Below are 20,174 nucleotides of genomic sequence, written 5' to 3' on the forward strand. Positions count from 1 at the left end.
CAACCGACCCGGGTAGGAGACTCAGCCTTGAGTCCACAGTCGAGCAGCTTCGAGGAACGGCCGTGACGAACGTCGCGCGTGATACCAGGACCGCGGCGCCGGCAGAGCCGGACGCCCTGATTCAGACCCTGTACGAGGACCTGAGCAGACTGCCGGCCAGCGCACAGCTGGACGCGACGCTGTGCCTGCTGGAGGCGGCCAGACTGATGCTGCCCACGCTCACCCCGGCGTCCGGTGAGCTCTCCGGCGAAGACCTCGACGACATCCGCGCGGCCATGCGCGCCGCGTCGTTGTCGATGCGCAGCTACCTGTGGCGGACCGGTGACAACGATCCGGTGGAACGGAGGTGAGATGGCCGAGCCGTCACAAGAAGTGACGGCTCATCTGTGCCGCGCAGGGCGCCCCCCACCACACGGCCGGCTGTCAGCTGCGTGCCACTGCGGCTCTCAGCCGGGTCGCGCCGCGCAGGTCAGGCAGGAAGGTCATGGCGATCGCCGCGCAAGCCATGAAGGCCGCGCACACCAGCAGACCCGCACCGAACCCCGCGTTGGCAGCCAGCACGCCCAGCGTGAGCGGAGCGAACGCGGACACACCACGCCCGATGTTGTAGCAGAATCCGGCACCGGTCGTCCGCACCCTGGTCGGGAACAACTCGCCCAAGTACACACCGAAGATGCCTGCGTATGCGGCGAAGAAGGCGAACATCGGACCCAGCCACAGCAACGTCGTGCGGTCGGCGGCCACGACGTACAGCGGCAAGGTCAGCGCCACACCGGCCAATGACAGCACCAGTGCGTACTTACGGCCGATCCGGTCGGCGATCAGCCCGAAGACGTTGTAGCCGATGAACATCCCGATATTGAGCACCGTCATGAACATCGTGACCGTCGCGGCCGGGATGTCCTTGTCGGTCTGCAGATAAGTGGGCAGCCACGTGGACGCGCCCCACGCCCCGAACATCGCGAGCGTTGCCACGGTCGCACCGAGCAAAGTGTTCTTGCGCAGTTTCGGAGCGAAGATCTCCGTCACCTTCACCGGTGTGGTTTTCTGCTCGACCCACTCGGCCGACTCACGGAAGAACAGTCCGACGACGACCAGCGGGATCACCACGCCCACCCCGCCGATGAAGAACAACAGGCGCCAGTCCGGCAGCAACGCACCCGACAGTTCCGAGGCGACCACCCCGCCGATCGGAAACGCGCTGAGCACGAACGCGACCGCACGACCCCGTTGCGCGGCCGGCCAAGTCTCGACCACGTAGGCCGATACGACTCCCCAGACCCCGCCGAGTCCCAGACCCGCCACGAAACGCAGCGCCAGGAACACCGCGAAACTGTGAACCAACAATATCGCCGCGGTGAACACGCCGAACACCGCGAGCGAAATCATCAACGCCCGTTTGCGGCCGTAGTTGTCGGCGAGCCAGCCGACAGTTACGCTGCTCACCCCGATCCCGAGCAATGTCGCCGTGGCGAGCAGGCCGCCCTGTGTCGTCGTGAGTCCCATATCGGCGCGGATCACAGGCAACATGAACGACAGCAGCAAGATTTCCAGTGCGTCGAACATGTAGGCCAGGAACGAGCCGATGAGCACAACCCATCTGTTGGATCCACTCAATCGAATCAGTCCATTCAGCCTCAAGTTTCAAGGTGTCGAGCCTGGGTAAAAGCCCATGATTGCCCAGGATCACCGCAGGTCACCGGTATGCTGCTCCGAGTTTCTTATACCCGGAATCTGTCCTACCGGAATTGAGTCTGGGTGAAGTCCTCCAATCGTGTCAACGATGCGGTGCCAGCTGGCTGGAATCAAGCCCGGTACCGAGGAGCGCCGGCGGATGTTCGAGCTGCTTGAGATTCGGTTTCGACGATCAAGCTTTCCCCGGCATGAGTGGTTTGAGCGTCATGTAATTCCGCATCCCGAATTCTCCTAATTGGCCATGGGCGAACGCCGCCTCGTCGGGTGCGTCAACCCGAAGCGGGCGCGATTCGGTCCGAGAATTGGCGGGATACGGGCAATGCGGCGCCCATGTGGCGGTGCGGGACGACTGGACCGGTGCTGCGGTACTCACCGTCCGCGATCGCCGTCGTCCTGCCGACGGCGTTCTTCGCGCCGGGTAGTTCCTCGCCGGCCTGCCGGAGTCCATGGGGCGATCAAGGCTTGGCTGAAAGGCAATATACAAATTCCCTTGCCTGCCCGAGCGTGAGCAGGTCAGGTTGGTACGCGTGACGTGTGTCTGGCTTGAATTACTTTCCTGCCCCAGCACTGCACGGGCCCCATGCCGCTTCCTTTTCCAGGGCAAAAACGCCCACCACGTCGCGGCGATCAAGGTGAATCAGCCGCTGGAGCGGCAATGGCTGAAATCTTTCCCTGCGCCAAGTCGCCACGTTGCCAACTCGCCCTGGCGCGGGGCCGGTTCGCAGCCGGCAGGCGCGGTTCATTCGCCCGCGATGTCCTCGGCCTCCCAGCGAAGCAGGTCGCCCGGCTGGCACGTGAGCACCTCGCAGAGCGCGGCGAGCGTCGCGAAGCGCACCGCCTTGGCGCGGCCGTTCTTGAGTACCGCCAGGTTGGCGGGGGTGATCCCCACGCGGTCTGCGAGCTCGCCCACGGACATCTTCCGCCTGGCCAGCATCACGTCGATGTCGACGACGATCGGCATCAGATCACTTCGTTCAACTCGGCCTGCATCTGCGCCGCTTCGACGTCGCGGGCGACGGCCTGGGCGAGCAGTGTCCGCAGCACGAGCACGATGAGCGCGACCCCCAGGACGGCCAGGCCGATCCCGCCCATGATGACGCTGACGCCCGGGTCTTCCCGCTGGCCGGGCGCGTTCAGGGCCGTGACGGCGAACCACACGAGGGCAGCCGCGACGATCGCGCCGATGATGACGTCCACGTACCGGAAGGCGGCGTGGGAGAACACGGTTCCGCGTCGCACCATCGTCACCAGTCGCCATGTGCAGACCAGGACGACCTGGGCCGTCCCGATGCCCAGGATCGTGACCACGCGCAGCGGGGTCAGCGGGAGCGACCCGTCCTCGGGGTCACTCCCGCTGACCAACGCCCACACCATCAATGCCTGTACGAACACGGTGCCCGTGAGCACCACCGCGAGCACGGCGCGCAGCGCGCGTACCGTCAGCTTTCCCATGACCCGTCCTTCCATCGAACTTCGATGGGAATCTATCGAATCTCGATAGGTTGTACAAGGGTGACGCCGGAGGGCGGGAGGCGGGTTCGCACCATGGCGCGAGGCAAGCGCGAGGTAAGTCCGGGCCGGGGAAGCGCTGGTGGCGTTAAATCGGTTGGAAGCGGTGCCCGTCGTGGGTACCGTGGCCATGCCGTTGGGCCAGTGGGCCAGTGGGCCGTTGGACCGTTGAGGAAGCAGGAGGTGAGGACATTGGTGACTGTCGTGGCGCTGGGCGCTGCCCGGACTCAGAAGCTGATCGTTCCCATCCCTGTGGTCTCCGGCTGACCTTCGTCTTCGTCCGCGCCTGAACGGCGTGTACGCCGGGGCCGCCCCCTGAAGGGTTCCCCCTTGTCTTCCTCTTCGTCTTCCTCTTCCCACTCGTTCCTCTCCACCTCCTCCGAGGCCGTGCCCGCCGCTCATCCCCTCGCTCTGTACGGCTGGGACGCGGACTGGGAGGCGGAGTTCGTTCCGTACGCCGCGCAGAACCTGCTCCCCGGTCGCGTCGTACGTGTTGACCGCGGTCAGTGCGATGTCGTCACCCCCGACGGCACGGTGCGGGCCGACACCGAGTTCGTGGTGCCGCGTGACCCGCTGAAGGTCGTCTGCACCGGGGACTGGGTCGCCGTCGACCCGGCCGGTGGCGATCCCCGTTACGTACGGACGCTGCTGCCGCGTCGTACCGCCTTCGTACGGTCCACCTCGTCCAAGCGGTCCGAGGGCCAGATCCTCGCGGCCAACGTCGACCACGCGATCATCGCCGTACCGCTCGCCGTCGAGCTGGACCTGGGGCGTATCGAGCGCTTCCTGGCCCTGGCCTGGGAGAGCGGCGCCCAGCCGCTCATCGTGCTCACCAAGGCCGACCTCGTACCGGACCCGACCGGTCTGTCGTATCTCGTCGAGGACGTCGAGACCACGGCGCCCGGCGTGCAGGTCCTCGCCGTCAGCGCGGCGACGGGGGAGGGCGTCGACGTGCTGTCCGCCGTCGTCTCCGGGAGCACGAGCGTGCTGCTCGGCGTCTCGGGCGCCGGGAAGTCGACCCTCGCCAACGCCCTGCTCGGCGAGGAGGTGATGGAGGTGCGGGCCATCCGTGAGGTGGACGGGAAGGGCCGGCACACCACGACCACCCGCAACCTCCTCGCGCTGCCCGGCGGCGGCGTGCTCATCGACACCCCGGGGCTGCGGGGCGTCGGGCTGTGGGACGCCGGACAGGGCGTCGGGCAGGTCTTCGCCGAGATCGAGCAGTTGGCCGAGGGGTGCAGGTTCCACGACTGCGCCCACGGCAGTGAGCCGGGTTGCGCCGTGCTCGCCGCGCTGGAGGACGGTTCGCTGCCCGAGCGGCGGCTGGAGAGCTACCGCAAGCTGCTGCGGGAGAACCAGCGCATCGTCGCCAAGACCGACGCCCGGGTGCGCGCCGAGATCCGCCGCGACTGGCGGCTCAAGGGCGCGGAGGGCCGCGCGGCCATGGAGGCCAAGCGCGGGCGTATCCGGTAGGCGCCGACGGCAGGTAGCGATGGTCGGTACCGACGGCAGGTACCGACCGCTCGCGTGCCCGGAGTGGGCCGGACCCCCGGACGGGGGTCCGGCCCACCCCCACGTCCGAATCCCGCTAGTGGCCTCGCCGGAAGCGGCGCACACTCGACCGTGTGATGGACGAAGAGACCCGGTACGAGGCGGTGGCCAGCCGCGACCCACGGTTCGACGGCGCGTTCTTCTTCGCCGTCGAGACCACCGGCATCTACTGCCGGCCCAGCTGTCCGGCGGTCACGCCGAAGCGCCGGAACGTCCGCTTCTACCCCACCGCCGCCGCGGCCCAGGGCAACGGCTTCCGCGCCTGCCGCCGGTGCAGGCCCGACGCCGTGCCCGGGTCGGCCGAGTGGAACGTACGGGCCGACGTCGTCGGCCGCGCCATGCGGATGATCGGCGACGGGGTCGTGGACCGTGAGGGCGTACCCGGACTGGCCGGGCGGCTCGGCTACAGCGCCCGGCAGGTCCAGCGCCAGCTCACCGCCGAACTCGGTGCCGGGCCCGTCGCCCTCGCCCGCGCCCAACGCGCCCACACCGCACGGACGTTGCTCCAGACCACCGTCCTGCCGGTCACGGAGATCGCCTTCGCCGCCGGATTCGCGAGCGTGCGGCAGTTCAACGACACGATCCGGCGGATCTACGCCCGTACGCCGAGCGGTCTGCGCGCCGAATCGCACGCCGGGGGCGGACGGGCCCCCGCCGTACCCTCCCTCGCCGGTATTCCGCTACGGCTCGCCTACCGCGGGCGCTACGCGGCGCGCGACATGTTCGACCTGCTCGCCGACGAGGCCGTCCCCTTCGTCGAGGAGGTGAGCGGCGAGCCCGGCGCCCGCACCTACCGGCGGACGCTGCGCCTGCCGCACGGCCCCGGCGTCGTCTCGGTGGACGAGGCGCTTCCGTCCACCGGAACGGCCCGCTCCGGGTGGCTGGAGGCCCGGATCCACCTCACCGACCTGCGTGACCTCACCACCGCCGTACAACGGCTGCGCCGTCTCCTCGACCTCGACGCCGATCCGTACGCCGTGGACGAACGCCTCGGCGCCGACCCGCTTCTCGCGCCGCTCGTCGCGGCCCGCCCCGGACTGCGGGCGCCGGGCACCGCCGATCCCGAGGAGTACGCGCTGCGCGTCCACGCGGGTCCCGACGAGGCGCGGCGGCTCGTCGCGGCGTACGGGGACCTGGTCGAGCGCCCGTGCTCCACGCTCACCCGGCTCTTTCCCGCCCCGGCCGCCCTGGTGGACGATCCGGTGGCCGGCCCGCTCGCCACCGCCCTCGCCGACGGCACCGTACGGCTCGACGCCGGAGCGAGCCGCGACGAGGCGGAGCGGGCGCTGCTCACCGTGCCCGGTGTGACCGCCCGGACGGCGGCGCTCATCCGGATGCGGGGCCTGGGCGATCCCGACGTGGCTCCGGACGGCGAACCAGGGCACGCGGCGTGGCGGCCGTGGCGTTCGTACGCGGTACGGCATCTGCGGGCAGCCTCCGCGGTCGTCTGAGAGCCCGGATCAGCCGGTCTCCTCCAGCCCCCAGCTGTGAATCTTTTGTGGATGGATCCGGATCAGTTCCTCGCTGAAGTGCGGCCCCAATTCGTGGGGCCCGGTGAGCAGTTCGGCCTCACCCCGGATGTCCACACCCCGTACCTTCCACGGCTTGAGGCTCACGATGTCGTCGACCACCAGCGCCACCCGGGGGTTGGACCGGAGGTTCCGCCACTTCTTGGTGGTGCCCAGCGCGTACCCGCCGACCAGGATCGTGCCGTCCGACTGCGGGAAGAAGCCCACGGGGTTGGCCTGTGGCTGGCCCTTCGGGTCGACGGTGGCCAGCCGGCCCAGTCGCTGGGAGGAGAGGTACGAGCGCTCGGCCTCGCTGAATTCGGTCATGACTCCAGCCTCACACGCCCGCCGGCCGGAGCTGGGAAGCGGGCGGCTCATGGTGCGGCAGTTGCTCCCCACCTGGCCCTATTTCTTCCTCCATGATCATCGCGGCCTGCCCGGGCGTGCTGTGAGTTGAAGGTCAACTCCCCTAAACTGTCGACGCTTTGGCGAGATCCCTCACCGAGCTGAGGCAGCACCTGATGGCGGAAGCAGCTGCGCCGCCCCCGTCCGCCCTGGAGTCCCGATGACGCTGAGCAAGCACGACCGGTCCCACGGTCGTGCCGGAGGCCGGCAGTCGTGAGGCGCGGAAGGGACGATTCCTGTGCACCGGAAGGACGGCCTCCCTCGCCTGCGGTCTCGCACGCCGCCGCCCTGGGCCGGCGGACGATCCGCGTCGCGACCGGGCGCACACCACCCCATGGGCGGGGGACACCGACCGCTTCGGTGTACTCGCCCGTTCCCCCCTCGAACCCCTAGGACCCTTTTTCCGTGACCTCTCCCTCAGAACCCGCCCTTGTGCTCGGCGCCGTGACCGTGGTCATGGCCGCCGTCGCATTGCTGCTGGCGCTCTCCCGTCGCAAACAGGTGCGACGGTGCAGAGAAATGGACGCGGCGCTGAAGAGCGCCGAGGCGCGCACGCGCGACGCCGACTTCCGCACACACGGTGCCGAATCCCGCACGCGGGACGCCGAAACCCGCATTCGGGAGGCCGAGGCCCGCGAGGAGCGGTTCCGCGCCGAGGTGGGTCATCTCGTCTCCGCCCGGCTGCCGGCCGTCCCGCTCCATCTGATCAGCTCTCACCACCCCGTACCCGGACTGCTGCACGAAGGAGCGGCGGGACCCGAGGACGCTGAACTTCTCGACTCGGTCGTCACCCGGGTTTCGGCGATGGTCCTGAAGGAGCGTCGTCGCGTGGACGCCGCCGCACGAGCGGCCCTGCGCGGCGCGAGCCAGGACTCGCAGGCGTTGTCGTACCGACTTCAGTCGGAACTCGACTCCCTGCAGAGGGAGTTCACCGGGGCGGGGCACCTGACGCACCGGATGCTCGCCGCCGACCATCTCAACGAGCAGAATCTGCGCCTCATCCAGCGGACCGCCATCGTGTGCGGGGCGTGGCCGGGGCACGTTCGCAAGGACACCTACGTGGCCGAGATCGTCACGGGCGCCTCATCCCGGCTCCGTGGCTTCGACCGCGTGAAGATCAACTCGCGAATAGCCACCAACGTCGGGATCGTCGGTCGTGCCGCCGAGCCCGTCGCCGTGGCCTGCGCGGAGCTGATGGCCAACGCCCTGGAGCACTCCCGTGACGACCTCGCGGTGGATGTCACCCTGATCCAGAGCGGCAACGGCAACGTCTGCATCACGGTCGACGACGCGGGCAAGGGGATGACCGCGGAAGCGGCCTCCCGGGGCGCACGGCTGCTTTCCGCCGACACGCAGGATGTCATGCTCACCGAGCTCGGCGACCCGCCGTCCCAGGGTTTCGCCGCCATCGGCCGCCTCGTCGCCGACTACGGCTTCGATGTCTCCATCGATCATCCGTCTCCCTATGGCGGGGTGCGCGCTGTGGTGACCATTCCCCCGAACCTGCTGGCCTCGATCGACGAGGAGGCCGAGCCGCCGTCCGCCATGGCTCCCCAGCCGGCCATGGCACCGAAGGCGGAGAGGCGGCCCGCAGCGGTCACCGAGACCGCGGCGGAGGACGACGAGAAGCCGCGCACTCCCGTACCGGACAGTGCGGACGGTCTGCCCCAGCGTCGCCGCCGCGGCCCCGCGGCACCCATCGGAGGACTCACCGCTCCCACATACCGGGCCCCGGACCCGGAGCGGTCCCTCAAAGCCTGGAGTGAATTCCAGGACGGCCTTGAAAGCGGCCGAACCGGTACTGATTCGGAGGAAACGCAGTGACCATGCCCCACGGCGAGAACGAGACCTGGTATCTGGCGCCCATCACCGAGATCCCAGGCGTCCACCACGCCCTGCTCATGACCCTCGACGGGATGGTCCAGGCCCGGTCCGAGAACCTGTCGGCCGACGACGCCGACGGCGTGGCCGCGATGACCTCCGCACTGCACGCCGCCTCCCGTGCCGCCGTCATCCCGGCGCTCGGGGCCGCGGCGGACACGCCCATCGAGACCGTCACGGTGAAGATAGCCGAGGGCACCTACATGGTCATGCCGGCCGGTGCCAACACGCTCATCGCGGCCGCCGGTGACGATTCGATGCACATGGGCGTGGTCGTCCACATGATGGCGCGTCAGGCGAAGAAGCTCGGCGAGCAGCACATGTCTGTCTCGGCGCGTGCCCATGACGGCGCGTCATGAGCCGCGGTCAGCACCAGAGGCGGCTGCTCCCGGCGTATCTGGCGACCGGAACCGCCGGTGATGCCCCGTTACCCACCACCCTCGACACACTCACGGCTCTGCGTGCCAGCGGCCATCCGCTCTCCTCGTACCACACGGCGGTGCACCGGCGTGTCGTCGAGTTGGTGACGGGCGGTTCCCTCACCGCCGTCGAGATAGCCGCGTATCTCGCGCTGCCGGCCAGTGTCGGCCTGATGCTCGCCGAACAACTCGTCAGTGACGGCTTGTTGAACGCCAGCGTGCCGATCCCGGACGCTCTCGCCCCCTCGCGTGCCGGACGGCCGTCGCTGCAACTCATGGAAGAGGTGCTGAGTGGACTCCAATCCCTCCGTGTCGCCTAGCCCGCGTCCCGTGTACCTCCCCGAGGGGGCGCACCAGAGGGTCAAGATCCTGGTCGCGGGTCCCCTCGGCGTCGGCAAGACGACCGCGATCAGGACGCTTTCACAGATCCCCACACTGCACACCGACGAAGTCATGACGGACGCGGCGGCCGACGCCGACGACGTCAGCCTGGTCGGTCTTCGGGACAAGACGACCACCACGGTCGCCATCGACTTCGGCCGACTGACCCTGCCGGGCGACCGGGTTGTCCTGTATCTGTACGGAACTCCGGGGCAGCGGCGGTTCCTTCCCCTGTGGGAGGGCATCGCCTTCGGGGCCCTCGGTGCGCTCGTCCTGGTCGACACCCGGCGCCTGGACGAGTCCTTCGAGGTGATGGATCTTATCGAGGAGCGCGGTTTGCCGTACGCCGTGGCAGTCAATACCTTCCCCGACTCACCCGACTACGACCTGGAGATCGTTCGCAAGAAGCTCGACCTCGCCCCAGCCACCCCACTGGTCACTTGTGATGCCCGCGAGATCGACAGCAGCCTCAACGCACTCATCGCACTGACAGCCCATTCCATAGCATCTGCCGGAGTCGGAGTCTCGTGAGCATCACACCCCCACACACCACAGCTGTGCCCCTGTACGGGCCCGAGCACGCGGCCGATCCTCAGCGCAGCTACGAACTGCTGCGTCTCCAGGGGCCGGTCGGCCTCGCGGAGATCGACACCGGTCTCGTCGTCCACCTGGTGACCGACTACGAGGCGGCGATCAAACTCCTGCAGGACACGGACACCTGGTCCAAGGACACCCGCCCCTGGCTGGACCAGGTTTCGGAGAACAGCCCGATCAGACCCCTGGTGGAGTGGCGGCCCAGTCTCCTCTTCGCCGACGGTGACGAGCACGCGCACCTGCGCAAGGTCATCACCGACAGTTTCGCTCTCCTCGACCCCAACGACGTACGAGTTCTGACGTTCCGTCATGCCGACCGGCTGCTCCAGGACTTCGCGGACTCCGGGACGGTCGACCTCGTCGGCCAGTACGCGCGTCAGCTGCCGTTGATGGTCTTCAACGGTCTGTTCGGTATGGACGACGAACACGGTCCCCGGCTGGTGGGCGCTCTCGCCGACATGATGGACACCGATCCCGAACGCAAGGCGGCCGGCGCCCAGTCGTTCGGCGCCTATCTGGGGACGCTCTACGAGACCAAGGCCGCCCAGCGCGGCCATGACCTGACGTCCTGGTTCATGGACCACCCCAACGGGCTGAGCCAGGAGGAGGCGATCAACCAGATCATCATCACCCTCGGCGCGGGGAACGAGCCGACGGCCAACCTCATCGCCAACACCTGCGTGCGGATGCTGAGCGACGACCGGTACTTCGGCACGCTCACCACCGGAAGTCTCCCTGTCCAGCACGCCATCGACGACGCGCTGTGGTACGACTCGCCGCTGGCGAACTTCAGTTTCCACTTCCCCAAGAAGGACGTCACCTTCTACGGCACGCACTTTCCCGCCGGCTCCCCGGTGATGGTCTCGTACGCCGCCGCCAACACCTGCCCCCACTCGGGGGTGCCGGCCGACGGGTACCGCTCCGGCACCAAGGCGCATCTGGCGTTCGCCGCAGGGCCGCATGCCTGTCCCGCCCGGTCGCTCGCCCTGCTGATCGCGACCGCCGCGATCGAACGACTCGCGAGCTATCTGCCGGACATCGAACTCGCCGTCGCTCCTGAAGAGTTGACGTATCGCGACGGGCCCGTCCACCGGACGCTCACGTCGCTTCCCGCCCGGTTCACTCCGCTGACGCCCGATGCCAAGGGCGTCACTCCCTGGAGCCGCGGTTCCGCCGTCCCGGAGACGGACACCGGGGCGTCCTCGACGGCGGGCGACCGCGTGGCGGTGACAGCTTCCTAGCCCGCTCTCCCGTGCCGTGTCGCGGTGGTGCCGTCGGCCGAACGGCCGCACACCACCGCGACACCGGCGGGACAGCTGTGCCCTGGCCCCGTCCTCTGCCCGAACGGAACCACCATGACGGTTCTTGACCGAAAGGGGATCAACCACCGATGGCGACCACACCTCCCGCCACCAGTCCGCCTGGCCTCTTGTCCGTACGGCATGAGGTGAGCGAGGCCCTGACCGGATTCCTCGATGCCAAGGACCAGGCCGCGCCCGGCACCGAACTGCTCTATCTGACCTCTACGTTGCGCGCTTTCCTCACCGGCGGGAAACGGCTGCGATCCGTGTTGTGCCTCTACGGGTGGCAGGCCGCCGGAGGGGCCGGAGAGACGACGGCCGTCATCCGCGCGGCCGCGAGCCTCGAACTCTTCCAGGTGTTCGCCCTCGTGCACGACGACGTGATGGACGACAGCGACGTCCGCCGCGGCCGGCCGTCCGCACATCGCGCGCTGGCCGCCGCGTACACCGACAGCGGCGGTCCCCGCGGTCGCGCCGCGGCGCACGGACTGGGCGCCGCCGTCCTCCTCGGGGACCTGGCACTCGTGTGGTCCGACGAGCTCCTCCAGACGGCGGGCCTCGCCCCGGACAGGCTCGCCCAGGTCATGCCCCTGGTGGCCGAGATGCGCAACGAACTCATGTACGGCCAGCTCCTGGACCTGCAGAGCACCGGCCGGCTGACCGGCGATGTCGAGACGGCACTGCACGTCATCCGGTACAAGACCGCCAAGTACACCGTTGAACGCCCGCTTCATATCGGAGCGGCGGTGGCCGGGGCCGATCCGTCCGTGCTCGACGCCTGCACCGCGTTCGGCATCCCCTTGGGAGAAGCGTTTCAGCTGCGCGACGACCTGCTCGGCGTGTTCGGCGATCCCGCCGAGACCGGCAAATCGATACTGGACGATCTGCGCGAGGGCAAGGCCACCGTACTGATGGCCCTCGCCGTCCAACGAGCCTCTTCCGTCGAGCGTAAGACCCTGCGCGATCTCGTCGGCCGCAGCGACCTGGACGAGGACCAGGCCGCCGAGATCCGCGCCATCCTGGATTCCACCGGCGCCCGGAGGACCGTGGAAGAAATGATCACCGCACGCCGGGACGCGGCCTTCGCCGCACTGGACGAGGCACCCTTCCCGGAAGCGGCCACCGCCCAACTGCGCCAGATCGCCCTGGACGCCACGGAGCGGCAGACATGACCGCCCGCCGGTACCCCCCCACCGCAACCGTGAGGTCGAGCAAACCCATGAGCGACACGGTCGCGAACGCGACCTACCCCCAAGAAGCCGCCCGACTGGTGGCGAGGATCGACCAGGACCCGTGGGGCAGCGTCCGCCCCTCCTTGTACGAGACCGCCCGCGTCATCTCGGCGGCACCCTGGCTGCCCGGGGAGCAGCGCCGGATCGCCTATCTGCTGAACGAGCAGGCACCCGACGGCAGTTGGGGCGAAGGGCCCGAGCGCTACCGCCTGCTGCCGACGCTCAGCGGCGTGGAAGCCGCACTGGCGGTCCTGCGGCGGGGCGCCACGCCCGAGGAGACGACCCGGCGCCTCGCGACGGCGGTCGACAGAGGTCTCGCCGCGCTGCGCGCGCTGCCCACGGCCGGACCGTGGCCCGACACGGCCGCGGCCGAGATCCTCGTCCCCAGCCTGGTCGCGAAGATCCACGAACAGCTCACCCGCGTCCGCGAAGACGAGCTAGCGGTCGTCGGCGGATGGCGTCCGGGGCCCGCACCCGCGCTTCCCCGGGGCTACGACCAGGCCGCGCCCGAGTACGTGGCGAGGCGGTATACCTCGGCGGGCAGCCTTCCCGTCAAGTTGCACCACACCTTCGAAGGTGTGGCCCGGTACATACCGGGGGCGCTCATACCCGACGGACCGGACCTGCTGGGCAGTTCACCGGCCGCCACCGCCGCCCGAGCCGCGGCGATCTCGCCGGCGCCCGCGACAGGAACGGTCTCGGCCCTCGAAGCCGTGGCACAGCGCTACTCGGGTCTCTTCCCCGAGGCGGCCCCGATCCTCGTCTTCGAGCGCCTGTGGGTCGCCGCCGCGCTGGCCGGTGTCCAGTTGCCGGCCGCCAGTCTGCCCACCGTCCGCGGCTGGGCCGACGACCTCTACGACCCCCGGGGAGTACGCGGCGCACCCGGCCTCATGACGGACGCCGACGACACCGCCATGGCCGTGCTGGTGTCCTCGCTGGTCGGTCTGGAGCACACCCCCGACCCGCTCGACCTGTTCCACAACGGCAGTCACTACGACTGCTACATCGGCGAGGACACCGGATCGGTCACCGCGAACGCGCACGCGCTCCAGGCGCTCGGCAGCTATGTGAGCCGCCACCCCGGAGCACGGCACACCTACGGTCCCCGGACGGACAAGCTGCGCGACTGGCTCGTCGGCCAACAGCGCCCCGAAGGACCGTGGCCCGACAAATGGCACGCGTCCCCCTACTACGCCACCGCGCGGTGCGTGGCCGCGCTCGCGCGCTACGGCGGGGACCACGCGTCCACGGCCGTCGGGACCGCCGTGGCCTGGACGGTCGAAACCCAGCGTGACGACGGCTCCTGGGGGATATGGGGCGGTACCACGGAGGAGACCGCGTACGCCGCACAGATCCTGCTGTCGACCCCCGACCACCTGCCCCGGCACGCCCGCGCCCTGCACCGCGCCGAGACCTACCTGAACGACCGGGCGGGCTCCGGCCACCACCCCGCCCTGTGGCACGACAAAACCCTGTACGCCCCCGGCGCCATGATCGGAGCCGAGATCCTCGCCGTGCGGGAGCGACTGCGGACACGCCACGGCCTGCACAGGCGGCAGACCACACTCACAGACGCGGAAAGGTAGGACAGACACGTGACGACCGGCAGTTACGTTCCACCGCTCGCGCCCGGAAAGCTCCCGCTCATCGGACACGCCGTACCCCTGATCAGAAACCGCCTCGCTTTCATCCAGCGCGTACGCACCTACGGCCCCATCGTCCGCATCGCCGTCGGCCCGAAGACGGTGACCGTGGTCAACTCGCCCGACCTGATACACAAGATGCTCACCAGCCAGGCCGACGAGTTCACCAAGGGGGTGCTCTTCGAGAAGCTCAAGCTCTTCGGCAAGGACGCCCTGCCCGTCGCGGAGGGCAAGCCGCATCTGCGTCGGCGCCGCATGATGCAGCCGGCCTTCCACCGGCAGCAGATCGAGGGCTACGTCAACACGATGCGGGAATCCGTCGAGCCGTACGTCGCGGGCTGGGACGGCGGAACCCCACTCGACATGAAGACCGAGATGCAGCTCATGGCGCAGAGCGTCGTCATGTCGGCCCTGTTCTCCTCGACGCCCCGGCGGGAGCCCGCCCACACGTTGCTCCACAGCGTCGACACCGTCTTCAGAACGGCCCTGAAGCGTGCTCTGTTGCCCGTGTCCGCCCTGGGACGACTGCCCACCAGGGGTAACCGCAGGGCCAGGGCCGCCGGCACCACCCTGCGCACCGCGGTCGCCGACATCATCGCGGAGCACCGCGCGCACCCCGACGCGTACGACGACATCGTCTCGCTGCTCCTGACCGCGCAGGACGACACCGGCGCGACACTGGCCGACGACGAGATCCTTTCCGAGGTCGTCGCACTGCTCGCCGCGGGCTCCGAGACCACCGCCGTCGTCCTCGCCTGGCTGTTCCACGAACTCGGCCGCAATCCGCGGCTGGAGCGCCTGCTCCACGAGGAAGTCGACTCCGTCCTCGCCGAAGGTCCCCTCACCGCCGAGCGCGTGACCCGCCTCGTCCACACCCGCAGGCTCGTCGGCGAAACCCTGCGGCTGCACAGCCCCGCGTGGCTGGTGACCCGGCAGACCGTCTCGGACGTCGGCCTCGGCGAGTTCACCCTGCCGGCCGGCTCGGACGTGATCTGGAGCCCCTACGCGCTGCACCGGGATCCCGGTCTCTATCCCGATCCGCTGCTTTTCGACCCCGACCGCTGGCTCCCCGAACGCCCACAGCCACCGAAGGGCGCCTTCATCCCCTTCGGTTCCGGCAAACGCATGTGTATAGGGGACGCGTTCGCCTGGACCGAGACGATCGTCATCACCGCGCTGGTCGCGTCCCGCTGGCGGCTCCGGCCGACACCCGGCACCGTACGCCCGGTCGGAGAGATCACCACGCACCCCGCGTCCCTGCGCATGGTGCCCGAACTCCGGCAGCACACCGTCGCGGGGAAGGCCCGATGAACGACGCGACCCGCACGACAGCGCCCACCCTGCCGATGCCCGACCTGCGGGACTCCTTCCCCGGTCCCTTCCCGGCGAGCCCGTACGCCGACGACATCGAGCGGCACGCCACCCGGTGGCTCCAGACGTTCCCGCTCGTCGGCTCACCGCGCAAACTGGGCGCCCTGGCCGACATCACCGGCCAGGGGATGGCCCGCACCTTCCCGACGGCCGACCGGGACGGCCTTTTCCTCTGCGCCGAACTCTTCCTGTGGCTCACCGCGTTCGACGACGCGCACGGCGAGGCCGAGGGGGCCCGCGACCCGGCCCGCCTGGTCCGCACGATAGTTGAGTACGTCCACATCGTCACCGGCCACGACGAGCCACCGGGCACTCCGAGCGCCTTCGGCGCCGCCCTGCGCGACGTCCTGGCCCGGTTCGGGGAACGGGCCACTCCCACCCAGTACCTGCGGCTCACCGCGGACCTGCGGGACAACCTCATGGGCGTCCTCTGGGAGGCGCACCACATCAACAGGCCCGACCACGTCACCCTGGCCGACTACCGCGCGATGCGTCCGCACACCGTCTTCATACGGACCCTGATGACCACGGCGGAGGTCGCCCTCGGGTACGAACTGACCGAGCCGGACAGGTCCTTGGCGCCGGTCCGCGAACTCCAGGCGGCCGTCGCGGACTTCGCCGGCTGGATCAACGACCTCGCCTCGTACGCGAAGGAGACGGCCCACGACGGGTCGGGCTCGCTCAACCTGCCGTCACTCCTGATGCGAGAGCACGGGTGCGATCTCGAAGAGGCGTTCCGGCTGGCCTCCCGTATGTGCGAACAGCGGGCCGAGGTGGCCACCGCCCGAATCGCCGAACTGACGGTCGGCGAGGGCCCGCTCGCCGCCCACGCGGGGGCCCTCAACTCCATCCTGTCCTCGTACGTCTGGCACATCGATCACTCCCGCTACCGCATGCCGGGCGGCGCCTAGGGGGTGTCGTCCGGAGCACGCCGTGCTCGACCGCGATCCCGACAGCGATCTCGACCGCAATCACCTCGCAACCCGGCCCCGCTACAATCCGGGCCTGAACGCACAGGCTTTCCGGGGGAGTCCAACGTGCTGCGAGTCGATCTCCGTGGACGGGAGCTGAACCGGCTGCGCGTGGCGGACGGGGCCGACGCTCTGTGGGAGGCCGCGCTCAGCCTGCATCTGCTCCAGAACCACCATGTCCCACCGGCCTTCGCGCCCTGGCGGCGCGAGGTCCGCACGGCCCTGGAACGGGCCGGACTCGCCTCGGCCGTACGGGAGTTGATGCTGCTCTGCCCGTCGGCGGAGTACTTCCCCGACTTCCTCACCCCCGGCCGCGGCGAGCTGGACCTCGACATCGGTGTGGACCAGCTGCTGTCAACTCCCCGTCGGCGCCTGGTCGCCGAACTCGCGCGACTCTACGCGCGGAGACGTGGGCCGGTCCCGGCCACCGTACGGCGGCTGGCCGAGGGGGATGTGGAGGCGCTGCGCTGGCTCGGGGCGACGCTGCGGCGCTACTACTCGGTCGCCGTGGTGCCCTATCTGCCCGCCATCCGGGCCCAGGCCGCGGCCGACCGTGCCCGCCGCGCCGAGGCCGCGCTGAGCGGGGGATCGGAGGGGCTGCTGGCCAGTTACGAGGAGATGCCCGGCTGGCGCTGCGAGGAGGGGATCCTGCGCACGCCGTACCCGGTCAGCCGCGAACTCCTGCTGTCCGGGCAGACGTTGACCCTGGTGCCGGGCTTCTTCTGCGTCGGTACGCCACTGGCCCTCGTGGACGACGAGCTTCCCCCGGTGCTGGTCCACCCGCTCTCCCCGGCACCCGGCTGGCTGGTGCGCCACCGGCAAGGTGAGGCGACGCCACCGGTGGCCCAGCTGATCGGCACCTCACGCGCCCGGCTGCTCGAACTGCTCGACCGGCCGATGACGACGACGGGTCTGGCGGGGGCGCTGCGGATGGCTCCCTCGACGGCGAGCCGGCACGCCTCCGTACTCCGCGAGGCGGGCCTGCTCACCTCGCACCGGCACGGCAACCGGATGATGCACCACCGCACCCAGCTGGGCAAGGCCTTGTTGGACGGCCCCGCCCCCTGAGGCGGTGATGCATCACTGATGGTGTGTCAACTACGGTTGATGGCTCAGCAGTTGGGCACGCCCGGCAGCCAGGCGTCCGAGACGTCGATGAAGATGTTCGAGATGTAGCCGCCGTAGTCCGGCAGGTAGGACCAGGCGTCGTTGCTGTACCCCTGGTAGTTGACCAGCTGTCCGCGCTTCTGGCACTGGACCTTGACGGTCGTCGGTCCCGCCAGGCTGGCGACCTGCGCCGAGGTGGTCGTCGTGTCCTGACGGATGCTCACGCCGGTGCCCCACGTCGGGAACGAGGTGCCGGGGCCGGGGCCCGGGTCACCGCTGCCGCCGTTGACGAGCGACATGTAGTAGGTCCAGTTCCAGTTCGCCCCGGGGTCGGTGTGGTCGTTGCCCGGCACCTCGCTGTGGCCGACGACGCCCGCGCGGGTGCGGGGGATGCCGTACTTCGCGGTGAGGTGGCGCGTCAGCGCGGCCGACGAGCGGTACATCGAGTCGGTGAACCAGGACGGGTCGGCGACGAAGCCCTCGTGCTCGATGCCGATGGAGCTGGCGTTGGCCGAGCGCGCGTGCCACGCCGTGTTGGCGTCCCGGACCATCTGGGTGACCTGGCCGTCCGAGGACCGGATCACATAGTGCGCGCTGACCTGCGAGGACGGGTTCTGGAACCAGCTGATGGAGCCGGCGTACGACCCCTGGGTGACATGCACGACGACCTTGTTGATCGCCGCCGTACGGCCGGTCTGGTAGTTCGACGTGCTCGCCGGGACCCAGAGCGCCGCCGGGTAGTCGTCGCTCAGCACGCCGAAGTCGGAGGCGATGCTCGCGTACTTGCCGCGGTCGGGCGTCACCTTGCGCGCCTTGACGAGGACCTGCTCGTTGCCGGCGGCCTGCGCGCGTAGACCCTTGTTGAGCAGGTCGTACGCGGTGTCCGCGTACAGCCGCGCCGTACGGTCGTTCGTCGCGGCGCCGTACTCGGCGGCGACCGGGTACCACTCGGCGAGCGAGTCGCGGTCGGTGGCGTCCAGACCCTGCTCGTCGGCGACGGCGCGCAGGACGGCGGCGGCGCCGCGGATGTTGACCGCGGTGTCCTTCTTGAGGTCGGCCACGGACTCGCCGGTGAGCTTCGCGGCCCGCTCCAGCGTCTGGTGCTTCGGCTGGCTGACCAGGTGCATCACACCGTAGCCGTTCGCCTGACTCGGTCTGCCGCCGTGACCGTCGAGGTGCGTCTCGCCGTATCCGACGGCGACGAGCAGATCACGGGGTACGTCGAACTCGGCGGCGGCGGCCGAGAACGCCGTGTTCATGACGCCGGATCCGGCGTCCGGGGCGGCACCGCCGCCGGGGTACGGCGCGGCGGTCGCCGGCTGGCCGGTGAGGGCCAGCGTCGCGGCGACCACGGTGCCGAGGAGCGCGGCCTGGCCGCGCTTCCAGCCTGTCGTCAAGGTCATCGATCTTCTCTCCGCTCTGTGGTGCGCGGGTCCGGGACCGACGCGCACAAGTGGGGGCAAGGCGGGGTGAGGAGCTGTCAACCACTCCTCGACAGAGGTGACTTGTGGAGTTGTACGGGTGTGGCGGGTGGGGGGTGGGGCAAGGCACGACGCACTCTGCCGCACCGGCGGCGTCCGACGCCATGGTGGTGTGCCGACTTGTCAGGAGCAAGACATTTCATCTCCGACGAAAGGCGCTGCCCGGTCGTTGTGAGGAGGAGCGCCCGTCGTTACTTTTGCCGGGTCTCGCAGCGGTCGACGGCTCGTCGCCCGATCGGCCGCATTCCCCCACACCCGGGAGCATTCGTGACCCGTCTCAGACGCCTATCGACCACATTCGCCGGTGCGCTCCTCGTGCTCGTCGGGATTCTGACGGTACCCGCCGGAGCAGCCGAAACGGCCGAAGCGGGCGCCTCCGACACGGCCGCCGCGGCCGCGGGGCCCAACTTCAAGGCCCCCTACCCGTGCGGCCAGCGGTGGACCTACAGCCACCACTCCGCCGAGGTCCGCCGCGCGCTCGACTTCGTCCGCGCGGACGGCGGCACCACCAACGGCACCCCGGCCCTCGCGTCGGCCGCCGGCACCGCGACCCGGCACAGCCAGCCGAGCGGCGCCGGAAACTACATCTCCATCGACCATGGCGGCGGCTGGCAGACGTACTACTTCCACCTCGGCTCCTACTCGGTGGCCAGCGGACAGTTCGTCAACCAGGGCCAGCAGATCGGCACCACCGGCTCCAGCGGCAACTCCTCCGGCCCCCATCTGCACTACGAGCAGCTGCTCAACGGTGTCGGGCAGAACATCGTCATCAACGGCGGCGGCCTCCCCTACCCGGGCAGCTACAACCAGCAGTACCTCACCAGTGACAACGGCTGTGGCGGCGGAGGCGGCGGCACCCCCTTCTCCACCTGGGGCACCGGCGTCAGCGTCCGCGCGGACGCCCGGCTGAACGCCGCCGTCGTGACCCGGCTGGCCGGTCCCACCAACGTCCACGTCATCTGCCAGAAGCAGGGCGACACCGTGAACGCCGAGGGATACAGCAACAACTGGTGGAGCAAGCTGCGCGACCAGGGCGGCTTCATCTCCAACATCTACATCGACCATCCCGCGGCGCAACTCCCCGGCGTGCCGATCTGCTGACCGGCACAGCCGTACACCCGTAAC

19 protein-coding genes and 1 pseudogene are annotated in these 20,174 nt (G+C 69.5%); 14 read left to right on the top strand and 6 right to left on the bottom strand.

Features of this window, described 5'->3' with window-relative positions; genetic code table 11:
* The first annotated feature begins 62 nt into the window (after positions 1–62).
* The gene (locus ACFT9I_RS04560; protein WP_382560599.1) at positions 63–350 is read left to right on the top strand and encodes a hypothetical protein; all 288 of its coding nucleotides are present in this window, start codon (positions 63–65) and stop codon (positions 348–350) included.
* Between the two features lie 73 nt (positions 351–423).
* Here ACFT9I_RS04560 and ACFT9I_RS04565 read toward each other — a convergent pair whose 3' ends face one another.
* The 4 genes and pseudogenes from ACFT9I_RS04565 to ACFT9I_RS04580 form a co-directional block, all read right to left on the bottom strand.
* A complete protein-coding gene (locus tag ACFT9I_RS04565; protein ID WP_382560602.1) occupies positions 424–1,593 on the bottom strand; it encodes an MFS transporter in 1,170 nt (389 codons plus the stop codon).
* A 437-nt stretch (positions 1,594–2,030) separates the two neighbouring features.
* Positions 2,031–2,120: pseudogene (locus ACFT9I_RS04570) on the bottom strand (IS5/IS1182 family transposase); the annotation flags it as partial.
* A gap of 314 nt (positions 2,121–2,434) precedes the next feature.
* Positions 2,435–2,656 (bottom strand): helix-turn-helix domain-containing protein, encoded by a 222-nt coding sequence (locus ACFT9I_RS04575; RefSeq protein ID WP_382560605.1) that lies wholly within the window; start codon positions 2,654–2,656, stop codon positions 2,435–2,437.
* Entirely contained in the window at positions 2,656–3,147 is a 492-nt protein-coding gene (locus tag ACFT9I_RS04580) for a DUF2975 domain-containing protein (protein ID WP_382560607.1), read from the bottom strand. Before ACFT9I_RS04580 ends, ACFT9I_RS04575 begins: the two co-directional genes overlap by 1 nt.
* A gap of 387 nt (positions 3,148–3,534) precedes the next feature.
* Here ACFT9I_RS04580 and rsgA point away from each other — a divergent pair, with 387 nt between their 5' ends.
* Positions 3,535–4,677 carry a ribosome small subunit-dependent GTPase A gene (gene rsgA, locus ACFT9I_RS04585; RefSeq protein WP_382560611.1) on the top strand — a complete coding sequence of 381 codons (1,143 nt, stop codon included), beginning with the start codon at positions 3,535–3,537 and terminating at the stop codon, positions 4,675–4,677.
* Between the two features lie 155 nt (positions 4,678–4,832).
* Positions 4,833–6,206: a DNA-3-methyladenine glycosylase 2 family protein gene (locus ACFT9I_RS04590; RefSeq protein ID WP_382560614.1), complete on the top strand. Its 1,374-nt coding sequence runs from the start codon at positions 4,833–4,835 to the stop codon at positions 6,204–6,206.
* Between the two features lie 9 nt (positions 6,207–6,215).
* Here the strand turns inward: ACFT9I_RS04590 and ACFT9I_RS04595 are convergent, their stop codons facing one another.
* Positions 6,216–6,590, bottom strand: a complete 375-nt coding sequence (locus tag ACFT9I_RS04595) for a PPOX class F420-dependent oxidoreductase (protein WP_382560617.1) — start codon at positions 6,588–6,590, stop codon at positions 6,216–6,218.
* A 483-nt stretch (positions 6,591–7,073) separates the two neighbouring features.
* Between ACFT9I_RS04595 and ACFT9I_RS04600 the strand changes: the two genes are divergently transcribed.
* From ACFT9I_RS04600 to ACFT9I_RS04645, 10 genes are all read left to right on the top strand, one after another.
* Entirely contained in the window at positions 7,074–8,492 is a 1,419-nt protein-coding gene (locus ACFT9I_RS04600) for an ATP-binding protein (RefSeq protein WP_382560620.1), read from the top strand.
* A 2-nt stretch (positions 8,493–8,494) separates the two neighbouring features.
* The gene (locus tag ACFT9I_RS04605; protein ID WP_382560829.1) at positions 8,495–8,908 is read left to right on the top strand and encodes a roadblock/LC7 domain-containing protein; all 414 of its coding nucleotides are present in this window, start codon (positions 8,495–8,497) and stop codon (positions 8,906–8,908) included.
* Positions 8,905–9,288, top strand: coding sequence for a DUF742 domain-containing protein (locus tag ACFT9I_RS04610; RefSeq protein ID WP_382560623.1), 384 nt, complete (start codon positions 8,905–8,907; stop codon positions 9,286–9,288). Before ACFT9I_RS04605 ends, ACFT9I_RS04610 begins: the two co-directional genes overlap by 4 nt.
* On the top strand, positions 9,260–9,880 hold the full coding sequence (locus tag ACFT9I_RS04615; RefSeq protein WP_382560626.1) for an ATP/GTP-binding protein: 621 nt from the start codon (positions 9,260–9,262) through the stop codon (positions 9,878–9,880). Before ACFT9I_RS04610 ends, ACFT9I_RS04615 begins: the two co-directional genes overlap by 29 nt.
* Positions 9,877–11,184: a cytochrome P450 gene (locus ACFT9I_RS04620; RefSeq protein ID WP_382560629.1), complete on the top strand. Its 1,308-nt coding sequence runs from the start codon at positions 9,877–9,879 to the stop codon at positions 11,182–11,184. Before ACFT9I_RS04615 ends, ACFT9I_RS04620 begins: the two co-directional genes overlap by 4 nt.
* A gap of 149 nt (positions 11,185–11,333) precedes the next feature.
* Positions 11,334–12,416 carry a polyprenyl synthetase family protein gene (locus ACFT9I_RS04625; RefSeq protein ID WP_382560632.1) on the top strand — a complete coding sequence of 361 codons (1,083 nt, stop codon included), beginning with the start codon at positions 11,334–11,336 and terminating at the stop codon, positions 12,414–12,416.
* A 47-nt stretch (positions 12,417–12,463) separates the two neighbouring features.
* Positions 12,464–14,062 carry a prenyltransferase/squalene oxidase repeat-containing protein gene (locus ACFT9I_RS04630; RefSeq protein WP_382560635.1) on the top strand — a complete coding sequence of 533 codons (1,599 nt, stop codon included), beginning with the start codon at positions 12,464–12,466 and terminating at the stop codon, positions 14,060–14,062.
* A 9-nt stretch (positions 14,063–14,071) separates the two neighbouring features.
* Positions 14,072–15,430, top strand: coding sequence for a cytochrome P450 (locus tag ACFT9I_RS04635; protein WP_382560638.1), 1,359 nt, complete (start codon positions 14,072–14,074; stop codon positions 15,428–15,430).
* Positions 15,427–16,401 carry a terpene synthase family protein gene (locus tag ACFT9I_RS04640; RefSeq protein WP_382560641.1) on the top strand — a complete coding sequence of 325 codons (975 nt, stop codon included), beginning with the start codon at positions 15,427–15,429 and terminating at the stop codon, positions 16,399–16,401. The genes ACFT9I_RS04635 and ACFT9I_RS04640 overlap by 4 nt, the downstream gene beginning before the upstream one ends.
* Positions 16,402–16,527: 126 nt before the next feature.
* On the top strand, positions 16,528–17,529 hold the full coding sequence (locus ACFT9I_RS04645; protein ID WP_382560644.1) for an ArsR/SmtB family transcription factor: 1,002 nt from the start codon (positions 16,528–16,530) through the stop codon (positions 17,527–17,529).
* Positions 17,530–17,573: 44 nt separating this feature from the next.
* On the opposite strand, the gene ACFT9I_RS04650 is transcribed toward ACFT9I_RS04645, so the two are convergent.
* Positions 17,574–18,971 carry an N-acetylmuramoyl-L-alanine amidase gene (locus ACFT9I_RS04650; protein WP_382560646.1) on the bottom strand — a complete coding sequence of 466 codons (1,398 nt, stop codon included), beginning with the start codon at positions 18,969–18,971 and terminating at the stop codon, positions 17,574–17,576.
* A 345-nt stretch (positions 18,972–19,316) separates the two neighbouring features.
* Here ACFT9I_RS04650 and ACFT9I_RS04655 point away from each other — a divergent pair, with 345 nt between their 5' ends.
* A complete protein-coding gene (locus tag ACFT9I_RS04655; protein WP_382560649.1) occupies positions 19,317–20,150 on the top strand; it encodes a M23 family metallopeptidase in 834 nt (277 codons plus the stop codon).
* The last annotated feature ends 24 nt before the right edge of the window (positions 20,151–20,174 follow it).

This window comes from Streptomyces sp. NPDC057137 (genome assembly GCF_042670825.1).
GTDB lineage: Bacteria > Actinomycetota > Actinomycetes > Streptomycetales > Streptomycetaceae > Streptomyces.

Coding starts and splice junctions, on each gene's coding strand:
- ACFT9I_RS04625 (WP_382560632.1), top strand. CDS start 11,334: ATGGCGACCACACCTCCCGCCACCAGTCCGCCTGGCCTCTTGTCCGTA.
- ACFT9I_RS04590 (WP_382560614.1), top strand. CDS start 4,833: ATGGACGAAGAGACCCGGTACGAGGCGGTGGCCAGCCGCGACCCACGG.
- ACFT9I_RS04630 (WP_382560635.1), top strand. CDS start 12,464: ATGAGCGACACGGTCGCGAACGCGACCTACCCCCAAGAAGCCGCCCGA.
- ACFT9I_RS04605 (WP_382560829.1), top strand. CDS start 8,495: ATGCCCCACGGCGAGAACGAGACCTGGTATCTGGCGCCCATCACCGAG.
- ACFT9I_RS04580 (WP_382560607.1), bottom strand. CDS start 3,147: ATGGGAAAGCTGACGGTACGCGCGCTGCGCGCCGTGCTCGCGGTGGTG.
- ACFT9I_RS04650 (WP_382560646.1), bottom strand. CDS start 18,971: ATGACCTTGACGACAGGCTGGAAGCGCGGCCAGGCCGCGCTCCTCGGC.
- ACFT9I_RS04610 (WP_382560623.1), top strand. CDS start 8,905: ATGAGCCGCGGTCAGCACCAGAGGCGGCTGCTCCCGGCGTATCTGGCG.
- ACFT9I_RS04595 (WP_382560617.1), bottom strand. CDS start 6,590: ATGACCGAATTCAGCGAGGCCGAGCGCTCGTACCTCTCCTCCCAGCGA.
- ACFT9I_RS04575 (WP_382560605.1), bottom strand. CDS start 2,656: ATGCCGATCGTCGTCGACATCGACGTGATGCTGGCCAGGCGGAAGATG.
- ACFT9I_RS04640 (WP_382560641.1), top strand. CDS start 15,427: ATGAACGACGCGACCCGCACGACAGCGCCCACCCTGCCGATGCCCGAC.